The 21,786-nt window shown below is 43.4% G+C and carries 24 protein-coding genes; 11 read left to right on the plus strand and 13 right to left on the minus strand.

Annotated features, from left to right (window positions below; translation table 11 throughout):
• Window positions 1-104: 104 nt before the first annotated feature.
• From K7G97_RS01760 to K7G97_RS01770, 3 genes are read right to left on the minus strand one after another with little or no spacing between them, the layout of a single operon-like run.
• A complete protein-coding gene (locus tag K7G97_RS01760) occupies window positions 105-1,454 on the minus strand; it encodes a sensor histidine kinase (RefSeq protein WP_223041205.1) in 1,350 nt (449 codons plus the stop codon).
• Window positions 1,451-2,140 carry a response regulator transcription factor gene (locus K7G97_RS01765; protein ID WP_214724919.1) on the minus strand — a complete coding sequence of 230 codons (690 nt, stop codon included), beginning with the start codon at window positions 2,138-2,140 and terminating at the stop codon, window positions 1,451-1,453. The genes K7G97_RS01760 and K7G97_RS01765 overlap by 4 nt, the downstream gene beginning before the upstream one ends.
• A complete protein-coding gene (locus K7G97_RS01770; RefSeq protein WP_223041206.1) occupies window positions 2,118-2,693 on the minus strand; it encodes a class I SAM-dependent methyltransferase in 576 nt (191 codons plus the stop codon). The genes K7G97_RS01765 and K7G97_RS01770 overlap by 23 nt, the downstream gene beginning before the upstream one ends.
• Before the next feature lie 162 nt (window positions 2,694-2,855).
• Here K7G97_RS01770 and K7G97_RS01775 point away from each other — a divergent pair, with 162 nt between their 5' ends.
• From K7G97_RS01775 to K7G97_RS01785, 3 genes are read left to right on the plus strand one after another with little or no spacing between them, the layout of a single operon-like run.
• On the plus strand, window positions 2,856-3,899 hold the full coding sequence (locus K7G97_RS01775) for a bifunctional transcriptional activator/DNA repair enzyme AdaA (RefSeq protein WP_133208276.1): 1,044 nt from the start codon (window positions 2,856-2,858) through the stop codon (window positions 3,897-3,899).
• A complete protein-coding gene (locus K7G97_RS01780; RefSeq protein WP_223041207.1) occupies window positions 3,896-4,942 on the plus strand; it encodes a DNA alkylation repair protein in 1,047 nt (348 codons plus the stop codon). Before K7G97_RS01775 ends, K7G97_RS01780 begins: the two co-directional genes overlap by 4 nt.
• Window positions 4,943-5,284 (plus strand): GNAT family N-acetyltransferase, encoded by a 342-nt coding sequence (locus tag K7G97_RS01785; protein WP_223041208.1) that lies wholly within the window; start codon window positions 4,943-4,945, stop codon window positions 5,282-5,284.
• Between the two features lie 36 nt (window positions 5,285-5,320).
• Here the strand turns inward: K7G97_RS01785 and K7G97_RS01790 are convergent, their stop codons facing one another.
• Window positions 5,321-5,899, minus strand: coding sequence for an AAA family ATPase (locus tag K7G97_RS01790; protein WP_087681845.1), 579 nt, complete (start codon window positions 5,897-5,899; stop codon window positions 5,321-5,323).
• 132 nt (window positions 5,900-6,031) lie between these two features.
• On the opposite strand from K7G97_RS01790, the gene K7G97_RS01795 reads away from it, so the two are divergent.
• The gene (locus tag K7G97_RS01795) at window positions 6,032-6,559 is read left to right on the plus strand and encodes an NUMOD4 domain-containing protein (RefSeq protein ID WP_223041209.1); all 528 of its coding nucleotides are present in this window, start codon (window positions 6,032-6,034) and stop codon (window positions 6,557-6,559) included.
• A 42-nt stretch (window positions 6,560-6,601) separates the two neighbouring features.
• On the opposite strand, the gene K7G97_RS01800 is transcribed toward K7G97_RS01795, so the two are convergent.
• From K7G97_RS01800 to K7G97_RS01810, 3 genes are all read right to left on the minus strand, one after another.
• Window positions 6,602-7,207: a sunset domain-containing protein gene (locus K7G97_RS01800; protein ID WP_223041210.1), complete on the minus strand. Its 606-nt coding sequence runs from the start codon at window positions 7,205-7,207 to the stop codon at window positions 6,602-6,604.
• A gap of 113 nt (window positions 7,208-7,320) precedes the next feature.
• Window positions 7,321-8,955, minus strand: a complete 1,635-nt coding sequence (locus K7G97_RS01805; RefSeq protein WP_223041211.1) for a methyl-accepting chemotaxis protein — start codon at window positions 8,953-8,955, stop codon at window positions 7,321-7,323.
• A gap of 90 nt (window positions 8,956-9,045) precedes the next feature.
• Window positions 9,046-9,222: a hypothetical protein gene (locus K7G97_RS01810; protein ID WP_023466867.1), complete on the minus strand. Its 177-nt coding sequence runs from the start codon at window positions 9,220-9,222 to the stop codon at window positions 9,046-9,048.
• 145 nt (window positions 9,223-9,367) lie between these two features.
• Here K7G97_RS01810 and K7G97_RS01815 point away from each other — a divergent pair, with 145 nt between their 5' ends.
• Window positions 9,368-10,459, plus strand: coding sequence for a GGDEF domain-containing protein (locus K7G97_RS01815; RefSeq protein WP_223041212.1), 1,092 nt, complete (start codon window positions 9,368-9,370; stop codon window positions 10,457-10,459).
• Between the two features lie 47 nt (window positions 10,460-10,506).
• On the opposite strand, the gene K7G97_RS01820 is transcribed toward K7G97_RS01815, so the two are convergent.
• The 5 genes from K7G97_RS01820 to K7G97_RS01840 form a co-directional block, all read right to left on the minus strand.
• Window positions 10,507-10,914: an NUDIX hydrolase gene (locus K7G97_RS01820; RefSeq protein ID WP_223041213.1), complete on the minus strand. Its 408-nt coding sequence runs from the start codon at window positions 10,912-10,914 to the stop codon at window positions 10,507-10,509.
• A complete protein-coding gene (locus tag K7G97_RS01825; protein WP_223041214.1) occupies window positions 10,911-11,561 on the minus strand; it encodes a Type 1 glutamine amidotransferase-like domain-containing protein in 651 nt (216 codons plus the stop codon). Before K7G97_RS01825 ends, K7G97_RS01820 begins: the two co-directional genes overlap by 4 nt.
• A 21-nt stretch (window positions 11,562-11,582) precedes the next feature.
• Window positions 11,583-13,655 carry a methyl-accepting chemotaxis protein gene (locus tag K7G97_RS01830; RefSeq protein WP_262415824.1) on the minus strand — a complete coding sequence of 691 codons (2,073 nt, stop codon included), beginning with the start codon at window positions 13,653-13,655 and terminating at the stop codon, window positions 11,583-11,585.
• 79 nt (window positions 13,656-13,734) lie between these two features.
• Window positions 13,735-14,766, minus strand: coding sequence for an ABC transporter permease (locus K7G97_RS01835; protein ID WP_223041216.1), 1,032 nt, complete (start codon window positions 14,764-14,766; stop codon window positions 13,735-13,737).
• Window positions 14,759-15,439 (minus strand): ABC transporter ATP-binding protein, encoded by a 681-nt coding sequence (locus K7G97_RS01840; protein ID WP_223041217.1) that lies wholly within the window; start codon window positions 15,437-15,439, stop codon window positions 14,759-14,761. The genes K7G97_RS01835 and K7G97_RS01840 overlap by 8 nt, the downstream gene beginning before the upstream one ends.
• Window positions 15,440-15,579: 140 nt before the next feature.
• Between K7G97_RS01840 and K7G97_RS01845 the strand changes: the two genes are divergently transcribed.
• The 6 genes from K7G97_RS01845 (at window position 15,580) to K7G97_RS01870 (ending at window position 21,324) form a co-directional block, all read left to right on the plus strand.
• On the plus strand, window positions 15,580-16,026 hold the full coding sequence (locus K7G97_RS01845) for a hypothetical protein (protein ID WP_223041218.1): 447 nt from the start codon (window positions 15,580-15,582) through the stop codon (window positions 16,024-16,026).
• Window positions 16,023-16,367 (plus strand): hypothetical protein, encoded by a 345-nt coding sequence (locus K7G97_RS01850; protein ID WP_223041219.1) that lies wholly within the window; start codon window positions 16,023-16,025, stop codon window positions 16,365-16,367. The genes K7G97_RS01845 and K7G97_RS01850 overlap by 4 nt, the downstream gene beginning before the upstream one ends.
• 246 nt (window positions 16,368-16,613) lie before the next feature.
• On the plus strand, window positions 16,614-17,009 hold the full coding sequence (locus K7G97_RS01855) for a hypothetical protein (protein WP_223041220.1): 396 nt from the start codon (window positions 16,614-16,616) through the stop codon (window positions 17,007-17,009).
• Complete coding sequence (locus K7G97_RS01860; RefSeq protein ID WP_223041221.1) at window positions 16,990-17,364, plus strand: hypothetical protein; 375 nt, start codon at window positions 16,990-16,992, stop codon at window positions 17,362-17,364. The genes K7G97_RS01855 and K7G97_RS01860 overlap by 20 nt, the downstream gene beginning before the upstream one ends.
• A 242-nt stretch (window positions 17,365-17,606) precedes the next feature.
• Window positions 17,607-19,574: an McrB family protein gene (locus tag K7G97_RS01865; protein ID WP_223041222.1), complete on the plus strand. Its 1,968-nt coding sequence runs from the start codon at window positions 17,607-17,609 to the stop codon at window positions 19,572-19,574.
• Window positions 19,558-21,324 carry a nuclease domain-containing protein gene (locus tag K7G97_RS01870; protein ID WP_223041223.1) on the plus strand — a complete coding sequence of 589 codons (1,767 nt, stop codon included), beginning with the start codon at window positions 19,558-19,560 and terminating at the stop codon, window positions 21,322-21,324. The genes K7G97_RS01865 and K7G97_RS01870 overlap by 17 nt, the downstream gene beginning before the upstream one ends.
• A 65-nt stretch (window positions 21,325-21,389) precedes the next feature.
• Here the strand turns inward: K7G97_RS01870 and K7G97_RS01875 are convergent, their stop codons facing one another.
• Entirely contained in the window at window positions 21,390-21,779 is a 390-nt protein-coding gene (locus tag K7G97_RS01875) for a RidA family protein (protein ID WP_223041224.1), read from the minus strand.
• Between the last annotated feature and the right edge of the window lie 7 nt (window positions 21,780-21,786).

Genomic DNA, 21,786 nt, shown 5'->3' on the forward strand with positions numbered 1-21,786 from the left:
TAATTTCTAACAGTCTTTAGTGTATCGAATTCCAATTTCAAAGAAGTGTCTAAGAAGTAACAACCTAACCAAAAAAGCACCCGATGCGTACATCGGATGCAGGCTTACGAAACATGTGGAAAACGACAGGTCACGATGAAGCGGTTGTCTTGTGAAGTCAACGCGACGTTCCCTGCATGACGTGCCATGATTTGCTGAACAATCGACAGACCGATGCCAGAACCACCAGACGAGCGGGAAGCATCGGACGTCCCGAACGGTGTTAGCCATTCGTTTAGTTCCTCTAGCGTATAAGTCGATTCAATCGCATTCGAACAGATCAGCTGGACGCCTTCTGTTTCTTCTTTGATCGTAATTCGAAGATCCCCGGTCCCGTGAAGTGTTGCATTGCGAATCAAATTCTCAAGCAAGCGCCGTAAGAGCATCGGATCGGCGAAGAGAATCGCGTGTGCAGGACCATTGACAGTAGAAGAAGTGCCAGGAAACAGCTCTAGGACTTGTTCCGTTAAAGTCACGAGGTCGAGTGAGATCCGTTCGACTGGATAATCGGTGTTCGATAATTTAGCGAGCGTGAACAGTTCATCGATCCGGGCAGCGAGCGTTTCCGACTGGCGGGTGACGATCGCTAGAAGTTCCGCGCGTTCTGTCGCAGATAACGTCTCATGTTTTTCCGTCAGCCACTGGATGAAACCTTGGATTGAGGTCAAGGGCGTCCGTAAGTCATGCGAAAGACTAGTGATCAAGCGCAACTGTTCTACGAACCGCTCCTGATCACGCATCCGTAAAGTTCGGAGTTCCTGTTCGATTCGTTCGATCGATTGGGCGAACAGTTTAAACTCCTTCGGTCCTCTGACCGGTGGGAGTGATTCAGTTGGTGGCGGTTCGACCGTCAACCGTTCGAGCCGTCGCTCGAGTTCCCGGAATAATCCGGCAATCCAACGCGTCAAGAGTAGTAAAAAGAGAATGAACAAGACGACTTGTAAAATGAAGAAGGCATTCGGATTACCGACTTGATATTCATTTAATGTTGGTTTTTCTCTTTTTACTGTCAGGAAAAAACCAGACTCATCGTTCGGTAGGGAAATGGCTTCGATATGATGCAATGTCCGTATCTTTCCTTCGTTAGAGGGCTCACGTTCCGATGGCGTTTGGGCGGCGAGCAACCGACTGGGCGTCAAATCTTCCGGATATTTGTCGGACGCAGCGATACGACGCCCATCCGCTCCATAGACTGCCCATTCGTAAGGACCGTTCGGTGTTTGCCCTTGTTGATAGCGAGTGATGTCCTGTTTGACGTCCTGAATCGTTTGCGCTTCCGTCGTATAGTAATAACGAGGAATCGTCGTTGTGCCAATCGGTAATTGGCTAGACAACAACCAAGATAACGCTGTACTGAGGAGCGCGGCAAGTAAGAGTAAGACGAGCATCCAGACCGTCAGTTTGATCCGTCTCATGGCTCAACCTTATAACCAACGCCCCAGACCGTCTGGAGGTGGCGCGGTTCTTTTGGGACGTCCTCAATCTTATCGCGGAGTTTATGGATCAGGACCATGACAGCGTTCGACGCGGAACCAAGCGCTTCCTCCTGCCAAACCCGCTCATAGAGGTCGTCAGCCGAGAAGACACGGCGCGGATGATTCAAGAATAGCGCTAAACAATCAAATTCACGGCGTGTCAGAGCGAGCGGTACATCATACTTAAAGATGACGCGTTCGTCTTCTTTGAGCGTGAATGGTCCGACCTGGACTGCTGAAGCGGTAGTCGGGACATGATACTGGCTGACACGCCGCAGCAGTGCCTTGACGCGGGCGACGACTTCAAGCGGATTGAACGGTTTACCGATGTAATCGTCCGCCCCGAAGGTCAAACCTTGAATTTTATCCATGTCTTCGCGTTTCGCTGTCAGCATCAGGACGGGTAACGTGTGACCGGCAGCACGTGCTGCTTGAACGGTCGAGAAGCCATCGCGAACGGGCATCATCACGTCGAGCAACATCGCATCGACTGGACGCGTTGCAAGAGTCGCTAACGCTTCCTCGCCGTTTTCGGCTTCAATGATCTCGTACCCTTCATTGGTTAAATAGAGTCGAAGCAATTGACGGATGTCGGCTTCATCATCAACGATCAAGAGCGTGGGCATGTGTAGATTCCTCCTGTTGCACCCCCTCGAAAACGTAAGCCGGGGGAAGATTGTAGAGCGTGTGCGAATAACTGTGTTCTTGAAAATAGTCCCGGAACATCTTGAACTGAAACCGGGTGTATTGAAAGGCGATGAAGTGACCGCCTGATCGTAGTAACGTTTGAAATTGTGCCAATAAATCATGCCGTAACGCTGCCGGGAACGACGCAAACGGGAGACCACTGACGATGACGTCGATCTGTCCGCTCCATGAATCGGATAATCCTTGAACGTCACCAATCAAGAGAGTGACATTCGTTTCCTGAGCCAGTAATTGTTCGAGTGCCGGGCGGAACGTTTCGCTCCGTTCACAAATCAAGAGATGTGTTTCCGATGAACGAGCGGCCAGTAAAGCTTTGGTGATCGCTCCGTCACCCGCTCCGACTTCAAGAATCTGGCGTGGACGATCGGCGACGGCGCGTCGTGCCATCATCTCAGCCAGGCGTGGACTGCTCGGTGCGACGGCTCCAACACGGAGTGGTGCGTGAAGTGCTTCTTTTAAGAAATCAAACATGAAAACCCTACTTTCCGTTGAGTATATCATGTAGTATGCACGTCGTCCCTTTCGAAAACAGGACGATGTTTCTTAAGTGAATCTTAAACATATCAATGCCTGATTTTCGGCGACATGATGACCGGACAAGCCGGTATACTAAGGACAAAGGAGGGGAAGGCGATGGAACATCACACGTATTATGAAGCGCTCGTTCGCCGGGACGCGACATACGAAGGGACGTTTTTCGTCGGCGTCAAGACGACCGGCATCTTTTGCCGTCCGACGTGTCCGGCACGAAAACCGAAAGCGGAGAACTGTGAGTTTTTTGAGACGGCGCAAGAGGCATTACTTGCCTCGTATCGACCGTGCCGTCGTTGTCATCCGCTTGCTTATCCCGGAGATCATGGTACGATTCAACGCTTGATCGAAGCGGTCGAGGCAGAACCAGACAAACGATTCAAGGAAGCCGATTTCCGAGCACTTGGTCTCGATGAATCAACGGCACGCCGTCAGTTCAAGAAGCGTTTCGGGATGACGTTCGTCGCGTATGCTCGGGCACGACGGATGGGGCTTGCGATGAAGGAGATCCGGACCGGTAAGCCAATTATCGAAGGACAGTTAGCTGGAGGTTATGAATCGAGTAGTGGTTTTCGTGAGGCGTCAGCACGGATTCTCGGACAAGCACCATCGCGCTTTGACGGGCAGGTCTTACGCGCGAAATGGCTCGATACACCACTCGGTTCGATGCTGGCGATTGCCGACGATCAACTCTTACATCTGCTCGAGTTCGTCGACCGACGCGGACTGGAACGGGAAATCGAACAATTGCGTAAGAAAGCGCGTGCTGTCATCGTCCCCGGGGAGTCACCGGTCTTTGGACAGATTGAAGCGGAGCTCCGTCGTTACTTCAAAGGAGAGCCGGTATCGTTTCAGACGCCACTGATGCGGTACGGGACACCATTTCAACGCCGTGTATGGGAAGAACTCGAGCGGATTCCGAGTGGGGAGACGATCTCGTACCAAGAGCTGGCGATCCGGATCGGTCAACCGACTGCTGTTCGTGCCGTCGCACGAGCGAATGGAGCGAACCAACTGGCAATCGTCATCCCGTGCCATCGGGTCATTCGGACGAATGGAGATTTAGGTGGATACGCGGGTGGACTCGCACGCAAGGAAACATTGCTCAAACTGGAGCGCACACAGAGAGGACTGGATGAAGGATGAGTTTGATTAAAGATGTATTTTCATCGAGTTGGCTCGATCGCTTAGGAGCAGCGGTCGACGTACCGGATTTTCGAAGACGAGTCGAACGGGAAGACTGGGAAGAACTCGCGTTTAAACAACGCGTCCGTCGTGTGGCGGAGACACTAGAGACGATTTTGCCACCGTTTCCGGATGCGGCGGGGGAGCTAGAGCGACTCGCACCGCAGTTTACTGGGTTACCGGGAATTGTTTTTCCAGAGTATGTCGAACGGACGGCAGACCTTGCTGACTGGACGCTTGCGATAGAGACACTTGCCAAGTTGACGCCACATTCGACGTCAGAGTTCGCCGTTCGTCGCTTTTTACTTGCTGATCAGGAACGTTTCCTCGAGCAGGCACTTAAATGGACAAGATCAGACGATGAACACGTCCGTCGTTTAGCGTCCGAAGGGACACGACCGCGTTTACCGTGGGGACAAGCGATCCCACGTCTGATTGCTGACCCGCGTCCAGCATTACCGATTCTTGACGCCTTACTACAGGATTCGTCACTCTACGTCCGAAAAAGTGTCGCCAATCATTTGAATGATATTTCAAAGACACATCCGGAATACTTGATCGAGCGAATCGAACGCCACTTAGGAACAGATCCGAACACGGACTGGATTTTGCGCCACGCCTCCCGGACGTTACTGAAGCGTGGAAACCCAGACGTGTTGCAGTTGTTCGGACACGTTACGCAAGGTGAGGTCGAGGTGACGGACTTAGTCGTCTCACCGGTGACGATTGGTCAAGAGTTACAATTTTCGTTTCAAGTGCACAGTTCCGTTGAACAACGTCTGCGTCTTGAATACGCGATCGATTACGTCAAACAACGCAGAACGAGTCGGAAGGTGTTTCAACTGCGGGAGCGGGAAGTCAAAGGTGTCTTACAAGTCGAACGACGCCAATCGTTTCGGAACATGACGACGCGTGTCCATTATCCCGGGACACATACATTGACGATTTTGATCAACGGAGAGGCTTACGTGACAGCAACGTTCGAGGTCGAGGAGGAGAGCTGAATGCAAGGGAGACATCCGGATTTTACGACGTCACGGTTGTTTGTCGAAGCAACGGATGAAGAATCGGGTTGTAAGTGGACGCTACATGCGTTACGTGAGAGAACGATCGTCGGAACGATTACCTTCACATGGAATGGATCGATCGGAAACTTACGTTACACGACGACGGATGAGAACGATCAGCGCGGGTACATCAGGGAAGCACTGACATCGATTCTATCGTATCTCGCGCGGACGTTATTACTGACGCGTGTCTACGGCGAGGCAGGCAGTGAGACGGTCTGGCGTCGGAACGGATTTCAGTTGCAAGCGAATCGATATGCACGCGAACTCCATCACTAAAGCCCCGCCTACTTGAGCAGGACGGGGCTTTAGTGATTAGACCGTTGTTTTGGACCATTTGAAATGATCGCAAATCGCTTCAGCGCTTTCACGTGCACTTAACTGTTCCGTATCAAGGAAGAGATAGTTGACGTCTGGTAGTTCGCCTGGTAGCGAGCGTGTCCGGTATCCGTCCGCCGTCTCGCGTAAGTCCTGTTCAGAAGCAGCGAGATCGCGCTTCGTTACTTTATGCGTCAATCGGTTTTCGGTCGTGTTCCGGTGCAGACGGGTTGCGACCGGCGCATCGAGTTCAACGATATAGACGTCAGCACCCGCTTGTTCGAATAATTCGACTGTCTCTTCAATGAACTCGAGACCGCCGCCTTCGACGCCGAATAGACAGAGGAATGTAAACAGGACACCTTCGAGCGAGCTGTTCGCCATTTCCTTGAACATCTCGCGCCGGATCGTATCCTTTAAGCGGTGATGTGCGGGTTCAGAGAAATCAAAATAAGGTAATAACAGGTCGATCGTCTGGTGGTTATGGAAGACTTTCATCTCCGTCAATCGTTCGATTTCTTGACCAATCGTCATCTTTCCGACCGCTTGGGGACCAAGTAACAAGACAAATTTCATGGACGAACCTCATTTCCTTTTTCTGCTAAGAATAGCACATTCCGACGAGTGACATCACTAGAACGTTTGTTCGTAATTTGATATAATTCAGATATGAAGTCCCGTCGTGTCCTTGTCTGAAGGAGGACAATCATGCAAGAACAATGGAAAGCCGTCATCGGCTATGTAGGTATATATGAAGTCTCGTCGCTAGGTCGCGTAAGGTCGCTCGACCGGACGATCGTGACATGTCGCGGTGTCCGGCAACGCCGAAAAGGTGTCTTGCTCCGTCCACGGCTCAATCGGGAAGGATATCGGAAAGTCACGCTCTATCAACGTGGTCGAGGAGAACGGGTGCAAGTCGGAATGCTTGTTGCACAAGCTTTTCTGACGACAGACGTCACGGAAGCACAACTCGTCCGACGCAACGGTAAACGATCTGACGATCAGTTGTCGAATTTAGACGTCCTGCCTTCAATCGATCAGCAATATAACGAACTACTTGGTGAGTTTGATCTCTTGTTAAATCAACATGTGACGCTATCACCGTTTCAGATTCGAACGATTCGTGTGCAGTACGAAAAAGGGAAAACGATTCGTCAATTGGCAGAGCAGTATCAGGTGACGGAGAACCGGATTCGCAACATTATCGATAAGAAGGAAGCGAAATTTATTAGCTAACTAAAAGGACCGGATATCAAATGAGATATCCGGTCCTTTTAGTTAGATTTTTGATTTGCGATATCCAGCACTTACAGCTGCACCTTCTGTACAAAAAACTTGTTCAGGGTCCGTTTTACTATAAAACCTTTGATTAGGAAGGTGATATATTTTCTCACCTGAACTAGAGATATTACCCCGAATATTTAAGCAAGTCTTAGCTTTAGTGTCAGCTTCTGCCTTAGCTTTAGCGTCAGCTTCTGCCTTAGCTTTAGCGTCAGCTTCTGCTTTAGCTTTAGCGTCAGCTTCTGCTTTAGCTTTAGCATCAGCTTCTGCTTTAGCTTTAGCATCAGCTTCTGCTTTAGTTTTAGCGTCAGCTTCTGCTTTAGCTTTAGCGTCAGCTTCTGCTTTAGCTTTAGCATCAGCTTCTGCTTTAGTTTTAGCGTCAGCTTCTTCCTTAACTTTAGCATCATTTTTTTCTTCAGTGTTATTTTTATGATCATCAGAGTCCAAGTCTTTAGTAGATTGATGACTCTTTGTATTATTGTCTTTATCGTCAGAGTCATCTTCTCCAAAAATAGCGCCACAAGCGCCTAAGAAAATTAAAATAATAAAGATGAGACAACCACAGCCACAACAGCCGCCTTTTTTCTTTTTCTTTTCTTCCATTGATTCATTAACCCCTTAAATATAAAATTACCTACCAAAAAACATTTTATTTCATATTAAATGATAAGTAAATATTGTAATTTAAAGATTAATACTAGGAAAAATGTAAAAAATTAATTTTTTATAGTTTGTTGCAAAGAACTAATCCGCGACTCGAGTACAGCACTATGTGTCTTCAGTTCCGTCTGCTGGTTGACGTGGTGTTGCATCTGTTCTCCGAGCACCTGGCTGTAAGACGAGAGTTCTGACATCAACTGCTGAACCGACTGTAGATGTTCCTGCATGTTCGACTGAACATCTGCGACGATCTGACGTTGGTGTTCCACGGTACCCAGTGTCGTCTCAATCGTCGTCGCTTCGGTCAGCATTTGTTGCAAATGCTCCGTTGCCGTCTCGAGTTGTTGCGACGTCGAAAGAAAACGTTCCGTCATTTGCGAGAGTGCTTGTTCGACTTGATCGAGCCCCGCCGTCCATGTCTGATTGACCTGCCGAATATGGTCCGTACTCGTCCTAATATCGATCGCGAGTTTTTCGACCTCCTTAGCGACGACCGTGAAGCCACGACCGGCTTCTCCGGCACGGGTTGCCTCAATCAGCGCGTTCAGTGACAAGCGGCGTGTCTCTTCAGCAACGCGCTGGATATGCGAAATTGAGTTCTCCATTTGCTGCTGTAGATGTGAGGTCTGTTTCAAAATCTGCTCTGTCGTCGTGGATTGTTCCTTCAGTAACTGGCTTTCCTCTTGTAAGGTCTCAAGTGTCGTGTGATTCGTCTGGACGGTCTGTTGAAAACGGGTTACGGCATGTTGACTGTTCAGAAGTGTCGTTTGCATCTCGCTCAACGCATCGTGTCCTTGGGCCGTCAAACGTGTCGAGGCGACGATCGTCTGATCCATCTGTGTCGATTGCGCAAGTAAGGAACCGGCGACTTCATCGACGGCATGGACTGATTGATCCATTGCGGATAAGCGCGAAGAGAAGTGGGGCTGGACGGATTCAAGTTCCTGACTGGCTTGTTGCATCTCCGTCGTTAAGTCATTAATCTGTTGCATCAACTGATTGTATTGAAACGTCAGCTGTTGTAACTCGAAGGTCGTCGTCTTGAGCGTTAACGGACGATACGATCGCTTCGCATGCGCTTCTTCAATCTGTAAGGCGAGTTTCGATAACGGTGCCAGTTGTCGTTGAATTCGCCAGCGGATCAAGAGGCTGATACTGACAAGCGTGACTACGCTAACCCAAACGAGTGTCCAAGCTAAATCTCGAGCAGGGGCGATTAATTTATCGCGATCGGTCGTCAGTAAGATGACGTCATCGAGTTCCGGAATCGTCATCGCGACAAGAAATTGGTCTTGATTCGAAAAAGCATATGTACGTGCATTCTTTAAGTGCTGCAGTAGTTGTTTTCGTTTGGTTGATTCGAGTGTCAACGGTCGGAACGCCTCACTCGTGTTTAGGCTTTGAAAACGGATCGTATAGTCGTCACGTGATAAGTCGGTTCGCTGTTGCTGTTGCAATCGTTTGATGGCACGCGAGCGGTCTGTCGCGTCCTCCGGATACGCGAGAAATGTTGCCCGGACGTTCGCGTCGAACATCGTTAACTCACGCATTAGTCGCTCCTCAGTCGCTGCGACGGATTGTTGATACGATGCGTAAACGCTTAGACCACTGATCATGATCAATCCGATAGCGACGATCGGAATCAACCATCCATTTAGTTGCTGTGCTAATAATCGTTTTTTCGTAAGCATAAAAAAACATCTCCTCCCGTGTACCTATCGGAAGGAGAAGAAACAACATGTATGAAGGTGTTGTACGGCTTGTGTAAAGGTCTTGTGAATCTAATTCACGTAAATCGGAAGGACAGTTGCAAGATGGGTCATAAGTGCTTGTGTCTCTTCTTTTGGTTCGGATGTGACGTAAATGATCAACGCAGCAGCAACGATGACGAAGATAGCGATGACAAGAATGATGAAGAATGGCATCTTACTTTTTCGTTTTTCGGCTTGACGGTCCATGAAAGATTCCCCCTTAATGATGTAGACGATAGACATATTTGTTTGATTCCCTCTCCTCTTGTTTGAAAACCTTGGAAAAAGAGGGGAATGTGTAATCTGACGGGAATAGAGTAACTATCTGAAATGCAATGAGGAGGATGTCGTCGTGCTTACGTTGCTTAATTCATTGTTGTTGAACTTCTCACTGTTGATTGCGACATTGCTGTTTGCGTTTCTACCGCTACGACGGATCGAGAGAATTTCGCCCAACTCCTCCTTACAAGTCCGACTCGTGATCGGTTGTATCGCCGGTGTGATTGGTGCGCTGTTGATCTTTAACAGTATCTCCTATGACGTTGCAAAGATTGATTTGCGTCTCGTTGCGCTCGTCACGGCATATTTTTATGGAGGATTAGTGAGCGGTAGCATCACGATGTTGTTCATCATCGGTGCCCGATTTGCGGTGACACCAGCTGGCGAATATCAAGGATTGATTCTGACGACCTTGATCTGTGTCGCGTTACTTGTGACAGCGACGATTTATCGCCGGTTTGCTGCTCAGCGAATGAAAGATTATCTCGTATTGCTTGGAACTGGTATCGCATACAGCTTACCGGCACTCTATTTATTGACGCATACGTTCGAACGATTTTTAGAAATTGCGTTCGTTTATATCATCGTCATCATGATTGGTGGCTACGTCACCTATCGTTTCTTACAGGAACTAAGGAAGCACTTTTTGTTCGTACATACGCAACAGGAACTGGCTTTAACGGATGGACTGACGCAACTCGGAAACCGCCGGAAACTCGATGAGACGTTAGCCGAGTACGCTCAGAACGGAACGGTCTTTTCCGTCTTGATTCTTGATCTCGATCATTTTAAATCGATCAACGATACATACGGACATGAAGGGGGCGACGTCGTTTTACGGCAACTCAGTCATCTCTTGCAATCGTATTGTCCAGAACAGGGCGTCGTCGGTCGGTACGGTGGTGAAGAGTTTGTCTTACTGTTGCCGGACATACCACTCCGACAAGCGGAACGACTGGGGGAGCGGATTCGTTCTGCCTGCGCCGATCAACACTTCGTTTATAAGGAGCATCCCGTCTTTCATGTCACGTTATCGCTAGGGGCTGCTTCATCCGATCAAGCGTCGACTGTATTTGAGACCGTCCAGAAAGCGGACTTAGCATTGTATGAAGCCAAACAAACCGGTCGGAATCGTGTTGTCTGTTATCGAGATCCTTTACTGTAAATAAAAATTGCCCCGCTCGACCAACTGGTCAGGCGGGGCAGTTGTGTTTAGCGATGCAGTAACGAAAATACATCATATCGCTCAAAATCAGCCAAAATATTCGGTGCAATCAACTGACGGATCGTTTCTTCGTCCGCCCAGAGATAGGAGTCGTGTTCTGCTGATAACTGAACGTCCGTTTGATGCGTCGAACAGACGTACATCAACAAAATGATTTGCCGATCGGGATGCGTCAGGAAGCTCGAGGCATAGAGCAGACGCTCCGGGGTAACCGTCAACTGTGTCTCTTCTTTTATCTCGCGAACAAGACTGTCGACTGGTAATTCACCGAAGTCGATCTTGCCACCCGGGCATTCCCACGTGCCGCCACCGAAGTCAGCAGCAGCCCGGCGGACGATCAGGAGACGTTGCTCGTGAATGATGATGCCTTTGACGGCAGGAACGATTGCTGTCATACGACGGGACTCCGCGACAATACGACAGGATTGGTTCCTTCTGTTTCGACGAGGTACTGATCGCGTAGATAGATCCCACTCTCGTCAGCGAGTCCGAAGGCACGGTCTGTGCCTTCTTCCGTAAAAGATTGCGTGAGATGAGCAGCTTCGCCCCACGTCTCATAATGGACACAGATGACCGTGTCTTTCAGTAAGGCAAGACCAGGCAAGCGAAGACGTCGATTGTCGCGTTGGTCGATCTCCGGAATGATACACCGTTCGGGCGAAACGAGGGCACCGGCTGAAAAGCCGACGACCGGCACACCATCTGCGAAACGCGACTGAATGATGTCACCAATCGGTGTGTCGACCAAGCATTGCTGATACAATTCGGTCTCGCCACCGGAGATGATGATGCCTTGACACTGCTTCAGTTGCGCGAGTTGTCCGTCTGTTGGTGCGTCAGACAGTGGCAGATGGACGAAAGACGAGATGCCATCTTCCTCTAAAGGCTTCGTATAGATCGAGGCGTAGCTCGTCCAGACCTTACCGGGCCGCGGAACGTATAGAATCGCAACCGGTCCACCGTTCGTTAATGCGGCAAATCGTGTTCGTAAGTGCGGTGTAAAAGGAGGACCGCCTCCAAAGAGGAATAAGTGAGTCGGCATGAGGCATGTCTCCTTTCAAGTTTAATCCAGTGTATAGCGGTTAATTGTCTCGTGCAATTCACGTGAGAGTGTATAAATCTCTTCCGTTAGCGTATGCACGACATCCATTCGTTCGCTGAAGGCAAGCGATTGATCGGATGCGTGTTGGTTGTCTTGCGCGCTGGCGATGATTCCGGCGCGTAATTGTTCGGCTTGCGCGACGAGGTGCGAAGCGGTCGATAAGACATCCCGGTTCGTTTCCGAAAGGGCCGACATATCAACGGTGACCCCTTTGGACTGGGTGACGATTGAATCAAATGACTGCGTCGCTTCCGTGACACGAACGACACCGTCCTGAACGGCAACGGTTCCGCGTGCCATCGCGTCTTCGAGTTGTTTTGTCTCGCGTTGGATCGAATCGATCGTCTCCTGGACACGTCCCATCGATTGTTTTGATTGATTGGCAAGGTTCTGAATCTCGCGTGCAACGACGACGAATCCTTTGCCTTGTTCCCCGGCACGGGCCGCTTCGATCGAAGCATTCAACGAGAGAAGGTTCGTTTCGTTAGCAATCGATTCGATGATGCTGATGATTTCTAAGATATTTTGAGAAGCGGTTTGAACGCGGCGTGATTTATCGGCGGCTTCGTCAATCGCGTTTTGAATCGATTGCATCTGTTCCGTGACCGCATGTAAATCCGAACGTCCGGTCGTCGCGAGACTTTCCGAACGGCTGGCGCTATCGACGACGAGAGCCGATGTCTGCGCGGTCTGCTCGATTGTTGCCGTCAAGGATTGTAAGGACGCTGTATGCCCGTCGAACGCACCGGACTGTTGCTGGGCGGTCGCGGCGATGCCAGTCATCGCATGTGCCATCTCTTTCGTTCCGTGTCCGGTCTCTTCGGCTTCAACGACGAGTTCTGCGAGAGAGTCATCAATCGTCCGTGACATCGTATCGACCCGTTTCACGAGATCAATCAAAGATAGGCGCATCGTCTCAAATAAACGGGAGAGCTGTCCAATCTCATCACGTGACGTCGCAACGACGGGCTGTGATAAATCGTATTCGGCAATCGCACCCGCACTGTGCAGTAACGCGCGAATCGGTCGGACGAGTGTGCGTGTGAAGAGAATTGCAGCGAGTGCAACGAGAGCAATTAACGCCACTAACGCAATCAATAGCTTTTGGACGAAATCAGACAAGGCAGCAAAGACTTCTTCCGTATGGACTTCTGTGATCAATCCCCAGTTAAGACCAGCGATTTTAAGGGGTGTGAAGGATGTCACGACTTCATGACCATCTGTGTCCGTTGTTTCTGTCGTTTTCGTCTGACCAGCAATGACTTGTTTGACCGGCGTCGATTGAATGCGTTTTTCGCCGACTTCGGTCTGTTTCGTTGCCCGGAAATCAGACCGTAGACGTTGATCGGCACCAACGAGATACGATTCACCGGTCTTACCGAGACCAGCCGTTGTTTTCATGATTTTATTAATTTTATTTCCGTCGAGCTGGAGCGCAAGCACCCCGCGCTTTTGCTTCGTCTTTGGGTCAACATAAGGGATCGCAAAGAAGGCAGCGGGAGCTTGTGATGGTTCGTAATACGCATAATCGGCGATGACGCCTTTTTGTTGTGTTAAGGCGTTTTGATAGGCTTTTCCGAGCCCAGACGATTTGAGATCACCCGTGACGACATTCTGACCGAGGTCCGGTTCCTTGAATGCGGTGTAGACGACATTTCCGTCTGAATCAATGAAGAAAACGTCATAGAAGCCGAACTGTTCGATGTACTGATTGAAATACGTATCGAATTTCTTCGCTTCTTGTTGGTAGGCGTCATTCGCCAGTCCACCGTCCGCAAACTGTTTCGTTAAAGGAGCGAATGCCTGCTGGACTTGTTCATTTTCAGCTAACGCTTCGAGATTCAAGAACTTCTCATCGATATGTTGCGTGACCGTTGCTTTTTTAGCATCACGAATCGCCTCAAGCTTTGAATAGGCCTCGTCTGTCAACGCACCTTTTGTTTCGACATACAAGAACGAGCCAATTAAGACGATCGGTACAATTGCAAGACCGAGAAAAGCGAGTAACATTTTCGGATACAGACCCCACTTCATCCGCACACACTCCGTTCTTATTGGATTTCTTTTAGTGTACGAAAGGAAATACGGTGAAAGTACTACATTACCATATATTTTAAATGACTTTATTTTCCTTAGATGCTTTAGAATTCGAGTCAATGAGCCGATAGAAACGTTGCTGTTTGAACCACTGGGTATGTTGCTTTACTTCTTGATAGAGGACGAATAGAACGAAAGCGAAAACGAGACCGCGTCCGATCCATGGTAAGACGAGAAGACCGTAGTTCATCGCAGCAAACAGCTGGAGTAAGAAACGACGTTTACTCGGATCCCGCAGATACGTGATCAGCGGGAGGTGCTGGTGCGTCTGCTTGAATAATCGCAGATGAAGGAACGGGCGCTTTCGGTGAGACGGCTTTGGTAAGGCACCGTTCAATTCAAGGACGGTCGCCGATAAACTCGACTGTCGTTTCGTTGACAACAGGATATCCTCCGTTAATCCGTCCTCACGCCGTGACCAGTGCCGGACATGAAGGAATCCGAACAGCAATACACACAGTGCGACGACGAAGAGAGCAGGATGCGGTTGAAGCCAAAGCAGGAGCAACAGAGTGATGCGTCCGGTTGCCAGGGCGAGATGACCGCTCCATTTCCGCAAGAACCGTTGCCCAGATAACCGGTATGTCCAAAAGCTAAAGAACGGTTGGAGCAAAGAGAGCGCAAGACTAATCAGCAGTACGGTGATACTAGACTGGTCAAACCGGATGCGATGTAACGGAAAACAGAGTAGATGTAATCCGGCAGTCAATAGAAAAATCCGCACGAAGTGATACCGAACGGAATACCACTTCATTCGAACGATCGCTCCAGGAACCGGTTTGAAGAAGAGGCGATCTGCTGGTTCGAACCAGGCGTAAAAGGCGGGCAGGAATCCATACAGAATCCATCCGAGTAAAATCCAAGCGACCGGAACCGTTTGAACCCAGTCCGCTTGACCGTTTAAGATTTGAACCGTCTCATAGATGATGAACAGACCGACTGGAATGACGAGATACAGCAAAATCGTCCAATCGAAAATTTCTCGAAAGAAGCGACGCTGTTCCGCATGCCGTCGACGGATCCGTTGCTTCAAAAAGGTTTCAATCATGCTCGAGCACCATCGCTTCCATGATGTCGAATAAGCGGGCACCGGGCTGACCAGAGGCTGCACCGATTTGAGCGAGTGTTCCTTGATGTTTGATGCGCCCTTGATCAATCCAGACAAAGTCGTCACACAGACGTTCTGCGGAATCAAGGACATGGGTGACGAGCAGAATCGCAACGCCACGCGTTCGTTCTGCTTCGAGTAAATGCAACAACCGAATCGTCGCGACCGCGTCGAGACCAACGAACGGTTCATCGATGATCAGGCAGTCTGCGCGTTGCATCAAGGCACAGACGAGCATCACCTTCTGTTTCATTCCTTTAGAGAAAGAAGATACATAGTCACTCGTGACGGCATGCAGTTCGAACGTCTTTAAGAGTCGTTCGGTATAGGCATGATCTGTCTCGTGGAGCGAGGCGACCAGCTCAAGATGCTCGGCGAGCGTCAAATATTCGTAATAGGTTGGCTGCTCCGGAATATAGGCAAGTGAGACCGGTAAATCGATCTCTCCTTCGACCCAAGGTAGCGTACCGAACATCGCTTGAATCGTCGTACTTTTTCCTGCACCGTTCGTCCCGATCAAACCGGTGATGGATCCAGGGTGTAAGGAAAACGTGATCTCTTGTAAGACGGGCTGACCGACGTCATAACCGGCTTGTTGAATGGATACATGCATGTGAAACATCTCCTTTCACTACATCTACTGATAGAAGAAGAAAAATGTTTCACAGCAACAGAAATCAGCAGAACCATAGTAAAAAATGTAACAGGTTAAAAATAACAAATGGACTATAATGGAAATATCAATTTTAGAGGATGATCACGATGCAAACAGTCGAGCGAATTTATTTTCGGGAGTCCGACATGGGAAGAGGACAGACGTTTTGGTGGGATCGTACAAGTCGAACGCTTCGTGCGGAAGATGAGGAAAGACGATTATCCGGATGGTGGTTTCAAGAACTAAATTTACCAGAGGAATTGAATCCGTTACTGATAGAACTGACAGAAGAGGACATCTACTTAATCGACATGTGGTCGGATCGGTTCGATGCAGAAGTTTGGCGAAACTATCCGCATCCTGAAGGCGTTATGATTTGTGACGGCACGGATTGGGAAATTCATGTGACGACAGAAAATGGTACAGAGAAACTTTCAGGATCAAATATCTATCCACCTGGATGGTGGATGATTCGGGAACTCTTATACGGTTACTACGATGCCGGGAGTAACCGAAAAGACGAAGAAGGGGAGGATGAACAATGAAAAGAGCACTATTGTATCTGATTCCGTTTGCGTGGCTAGGACCTTACCTCGATTGGAAAACGGGTTCGATATTAGGGTATGTCTTATTTTTGTTTGGACTTGGTGTACTATCGTATTCACTTGCACGGAGTGGAAAACCGAAATACATCGTCATCGGCAACATGGTTTCGTTTGCGATTTCGTACGGGATCGCACTCAGTGTAGGGGAAGAATACGGCGAAGGATACTTCAAGCCATTGACAGCCAGTCAACTGGTTCTTGGAATGAGTGTCTTGAATCTGGTCGTGCAAATACCGATTGTGATGAATGCGATTCAAAACAAAGTGATGAAAAGGAGTTAGAAGGACATGACGGATGAGAGCCAGCAGTTACTTGATGTAATTTAGCGAATCCTAGAATTACAATCGCCACTCGACTTAATAGATAGTTATTAACGAGTGATTCGTAAGCAAAGTCTATATATAGTTTGTTTTATGACGAAAATAAGAATTATAAAATAACTAATTTTGAAAGATTTAAAAAACAATAGTATGCAATTTATATCTCAAAATAATATAATGAAATTAATATAAATTAAGTTAACTTGTTTGCATAAAGGAGTCATATATGGAAAAAAATATAATGATTTTATTGAGTTGCTTTCTTCAAAGTATCTAGAAGATATTTTTAAAGTTAATTCAATAAAACTACCTGGCTTTAGAATCAACGGTCCAAATAATCCTGTAAAAATAAAAAAAATGAAAAATATATTATTAGAAGATATTCAATTGAAAAGCAAGTTACTTAAAACGATTGAGTATTATAAAAAAAATTACAATAAAGATTATACGTGGTCTTTAGTTACAACAATTCCTGATGATTTAATTGATCAACTGATTCAAAAATATAGTGTTGAGGAAGTTATGTTGGGACTGATTAATGGTGATCATGAAGAAAAATTGTACGAGGTATCATATAGATTTAATGAAAAAAATGTTAAATGATCCTAATTTGTTAGTGGACAATAAAGAAGTAAATGAGAAAGATAATGATATTATGAATTTGCGAGATATTGTTAAAAAGTTAGAAAAAGAAGTTCATAAATATAAAGTTAAATATACTGAAGAAAAATCAAAAAATAATGAGATATTAAAAGCTCATAATCAATTAATAGAAAAAAATAAAAAAGATAATCAAATTATAGTAAATGAAAAAACGAAAATTATTGAAATTAAAGAATTATATGAAAAAAAGATAAATAAAATTATTGAAGATAAACAAATAGAAATAGATAAAATACTTAGTGAATATAATAAAGTAAAAAATAACCTGGAATCAAAAAAAATGAAGAAATACTAGTTGTTGGAAACGAAGTTTATGAAAAATATTTTGATAGTAACTTTAAAAGAAATAATTATATATACGTAGAGAATCTTTTAACTGTTAAAGATTTAAAACAGTATAAAAGAATAATTATTTTAGAATTTACGTATAACAAAAACGAAAATGAAAAAAATCAAAATGCTATTTTACATTTCGATAATGTAATTACAATAAAGTCTACTGAAGAACTAATTAATATGACAAAAAGGATGATATGAATGAGTAGTGTGTCGGATGCTAAATTTATAGGTGAATTAAGAAAAGGAAGTAGTATTACTCTAGTCAATAATGATCAAGCTTTAAAATACGATATAAAAATTGTTTCAAATCCTTCAGAGAACTTACCTAAAGATGCTACAAATTATTTAAATGGTTTTTCAACAGATTTAAGAAATTTAGGATTCATAGATGATGTAAATGAAACTAATGAAAATAGAATAAAAAATTTAGAAAAATTCTTAGAAATTCATTACTTAATATTTAAAATTAAATATAAAACAGCTGATGAGAATAATAGAAAATTTTATAATGCAATTGACATAGAAGTTGTAAGAAGGGAAAGTGATAAGGATTTTATATTTTATCCAATCCCTATAATAAACCGTGATAAATATGAAGTTAAAAATGAACTGGAAAAGTTATTTAATAATGAATATATCAATGAAACTTTTGATATATCTAAAAGTGAAGATGATTACCCATCATTTATAATAATTAATGAAAGTAATAATAATAAAAATGAAATAAATCAAAATGATGAATTAACTATTTTTGGACCGATAAATAAATTAATTTCTTCAAAAGAATATGGAATTAAATTTGTTACAGAAAACGAATATAGTCATTTTTATAAAATAAACCTTAAAGATTTAGGAGAATCGTATCTCACTAAAAATTTGATTTTTGTTTCTCAAGAAGTTGACGATAAAATGATTGAACTATTGAAAAAAGGAGAAAAAATATTACCAGAAAAAAATAAAATAAAAGTCGAAGAAAGTGCAGAATTAGAATTTATTGAAATTTTTAAGACAGTAGCATTAGAGAAAAAGCTTTCTTACAGAGATCAGGATTTATTAAACTTTCATACTTCGATGAAAACTCAAGGATTGGTTATTCTATCGGGATTAAGTGGAACAGGTAAATCTAAAATTGTTCATTGTTATCACGAAGCATTAAATAGGTTTTCAGATAGAATTGAAAATAAAAATATAATAAATCACTCTAATGAATTGTATCCTAAGGAAAGAGCAAAGTTATTGTTTGTTCCAGTACGTCCATTTTGGCAAGATGATTCGGATTTATTAGGATATATGGATAATAATAACGGAATCTATAGACCTGGTGAGTCAGAATTAATAGAGTTTATTCTTGAAGCTAAAGATAATAAAGATGAGTGTTATATAGTTTGTCTTGATGAAATGAATTTAGCAAAAGTTGAACATTATTTTTCTCAGTTTTTATCTATTCTTGAAAAAGAGCATTCTGAAAATCGTACTTTAAATATCTATAATTCTAAAATAGAAAATAGAGTGTATAATTCTAAGGATTATCCACCAACTATTTTACTTAGAGATAATTTATTTTTTGTTGGAACAGTTAATATAGATGAATCGACTTTTCAATTTTCAGATAAAGTTCTTGATAGATCAAATGTAATAACCATGGAAGTTTCAAACTTTAATCAAATAAGAAATAGTATTTTAAAATTTAATAATGATAATCATATTAAGAGTGAAGAGAAAAGTAGTATGGGAATTAAAGAACCACTAAAAACTTTTAGTAAGCTTAAAAGCATGATGAGGAATGAAAAAGTAAATGTTTTGACAGATGATGAAGTAAATTTAATATGGAATATACACAACTTACTTCATAACGCCAACAAACAATTAGGAGTAGGTTATAGAGTATTGTCACAAATTGAGAAGTATATTGCCAATTTACCTGTTTCTGAAATTTACGATAGAGAAATGGCATTTGATTATCAAATAGTTCAACGAGTTCTAACAAAAGTCAGAGGTTCAAAATCACAATTAGAAGAGTTACTAGGTAGTAGTAACGATGGTAAGTACCTACCAGGTTCCCTTTATAAGTTATTAGAAGAATCTAATATTTCTAATTTTGACGAATCGAAAAACACTATTATTCAATTATCTAAGGAGATTGAAGAATATGGACATACCATTTGATTTAAAATTTATAGAAACTAAAAATGGTAAAAAATATTTTAATAATATAGTTGATTTCACTGATTCTTTAGAATCTCTTATGAATAATAAGGAAAACTACATCAATGAAGTAAGTGAGCTAATTGATTTAGAAATTTACTTTAATTCTGAGAATAAATATCTCAAATTTAAAATTGAATTTTTAGATATATTGCCGGAAAATGAATTTAAAAGTGATGAAGATTACTTTTTTACTCCTGACGATAATAATAGAACAATATATATGAATGATTCGAGAAATGGTCACAATTACACTTCGTTAATACCAGGAGATTATATTATTGAAGTAAGTGAAAATGATAATAAGTTCATGACATTTTTAAAAGTGAACCCTAAAAATGTTGATTTTAATCAGTTAAATAGTATGAAAGAGGAGATTGAGACAGTTATTAAGGGTTTATCTAAGGAAATTTCTTTAAAGCGAAATGCTGTAGTTAAAGAATCTGAGTTAGATATTCTTGGGAAAATTGCATTTTTCTCCTCAGTATCACAAGAAATAATTTTTTATTTGATGAAAATCAAAAAAGATCCGAAATTTCAAATTGAGAAAAACTATTTTGTTACTATAGATAAAGGGAAAAACAATGATTTATATACACAAAAAATGAATCAATATATTGGTAAACCCTCAAAAAAGGTTAGTTTTAGAAGAGAAATTTCTTTTGATAATAATTTAAATCAAGGAATTCTATACATAGCTGACTATTTTAGTAAGGAGATCCAGTATCTAATAAAATATCTTCAAGAAAAATTAAGATTATTAAAAACCGAATATGAAATTCAAAAAAGATATAAAAATAATAATTTTGATATTAATTCAGAAATTAATAAATTTGAAATAATGAAAGAAAAACTGAACAAAGTATTAAAAACATTAAATCTGTTTATTAGTTCTGACCAACTTCAAAATCTAAAAAAGAGCGGGAAAAATCTTCAGTTATTAAGTAGATATTCAAACTATAGAATTTTGAGTAAGTTTTATTTTCTTTATACTAATAATGATTTTTATGATAAATTGAACGGGTTTTCTAGATATCATTATATATACAAAGAAAGCTCTAAATTGTATGAAATATGGGGATTTATTAAGATTTTAATGTTAATTAAAAATAGTAAATATGAATTTCAAGAAGTTAAAGGTTGGATTTTCGATGGAGATGGAGATAAAGATTTTCCGATTTTAAAACAAGGAGAAACTATAGTATTTACAAGTAAAAACAGTTTAAAACTTATATTGAAATACGATGCATTTATACCTCGTGGTGTAAATAAAATTAGTGATGATACTGAACCTCTATTTACTATAAGAGAAAACAATAGACCAGATTTTAGAATCGATATTTATAAAGAGGAATTGTTCAAAGGTAGTATTATTGGAGACTTTAAGTATAGACCACTAAATAATATAGGAAATTTAAATACGTATTTAAATAACCATGTGTACAATAGTGGCTTTAAAGTTTACAAGCAACTTTTAAATTATAGTAGTGCTCAATCATATTTTTTGAATAGTAAAGTTAAGAAAAGAACACCCAAATCAGCTGTTGAACGAGTATTTTGCTTCTATCCTGTAGTTCAAAATAAAACACAATTTAAAATAGATGAAAATACTTGTATAATCAGATATTCGTTAAGTCCCGACGAACAAAATTTAAATGAATTGGAACAAATTCAACAAGAAATTTATAAAATAATCGACGATCTAGAATAAATATCTAATATGACAATAAGTCCTCATTTTATTATTTAATGAGGACTTATTGTCATATTGAGTTGTTAAAATAGTCCTAAGATCTCGACTTCAACTAATGCACCTTTTGGCAGTTCCTTCACAGCGATACAAGACCGAGCTGGGAAGTGATTGTGCGGTGCGAAGTAATCGGAGTAGATCGTATTAAAAGAAGCGAAGTGTTCCATACTCGTTAAATAGCATGTCGTCTTGACGACGCGGTCAGGTGTCAGTCCTGCCTCTTTCAGGATGGCATCGACATTTCGCATGACTTGTTCCGTCTGCTCCGTGATTCCGCCTGGTACGAGTTCACCTGTTGCCGGATCGATCGGGATTTGACCGGAAGCATAGAGTGTACCGTTCGCGATGAAGCCTTGCGAGTAAGGACCGATCGCAGCAGGGGCGTTCGTTGTGTCGATCTGTTTGAATGTAGACATGAAAAGA

The sequence above is a fragment of the Exiguobacterium acetylicum genome, from assembly GCF_019890935.1.
GTDB classification, from domain to species: Bacteria; Bacillota; Bacilli; order Exiguobacteriales; family Exiguobacteriaceae; genus Exiguobacterium_A; species Exiguobacterium_A abrahamii.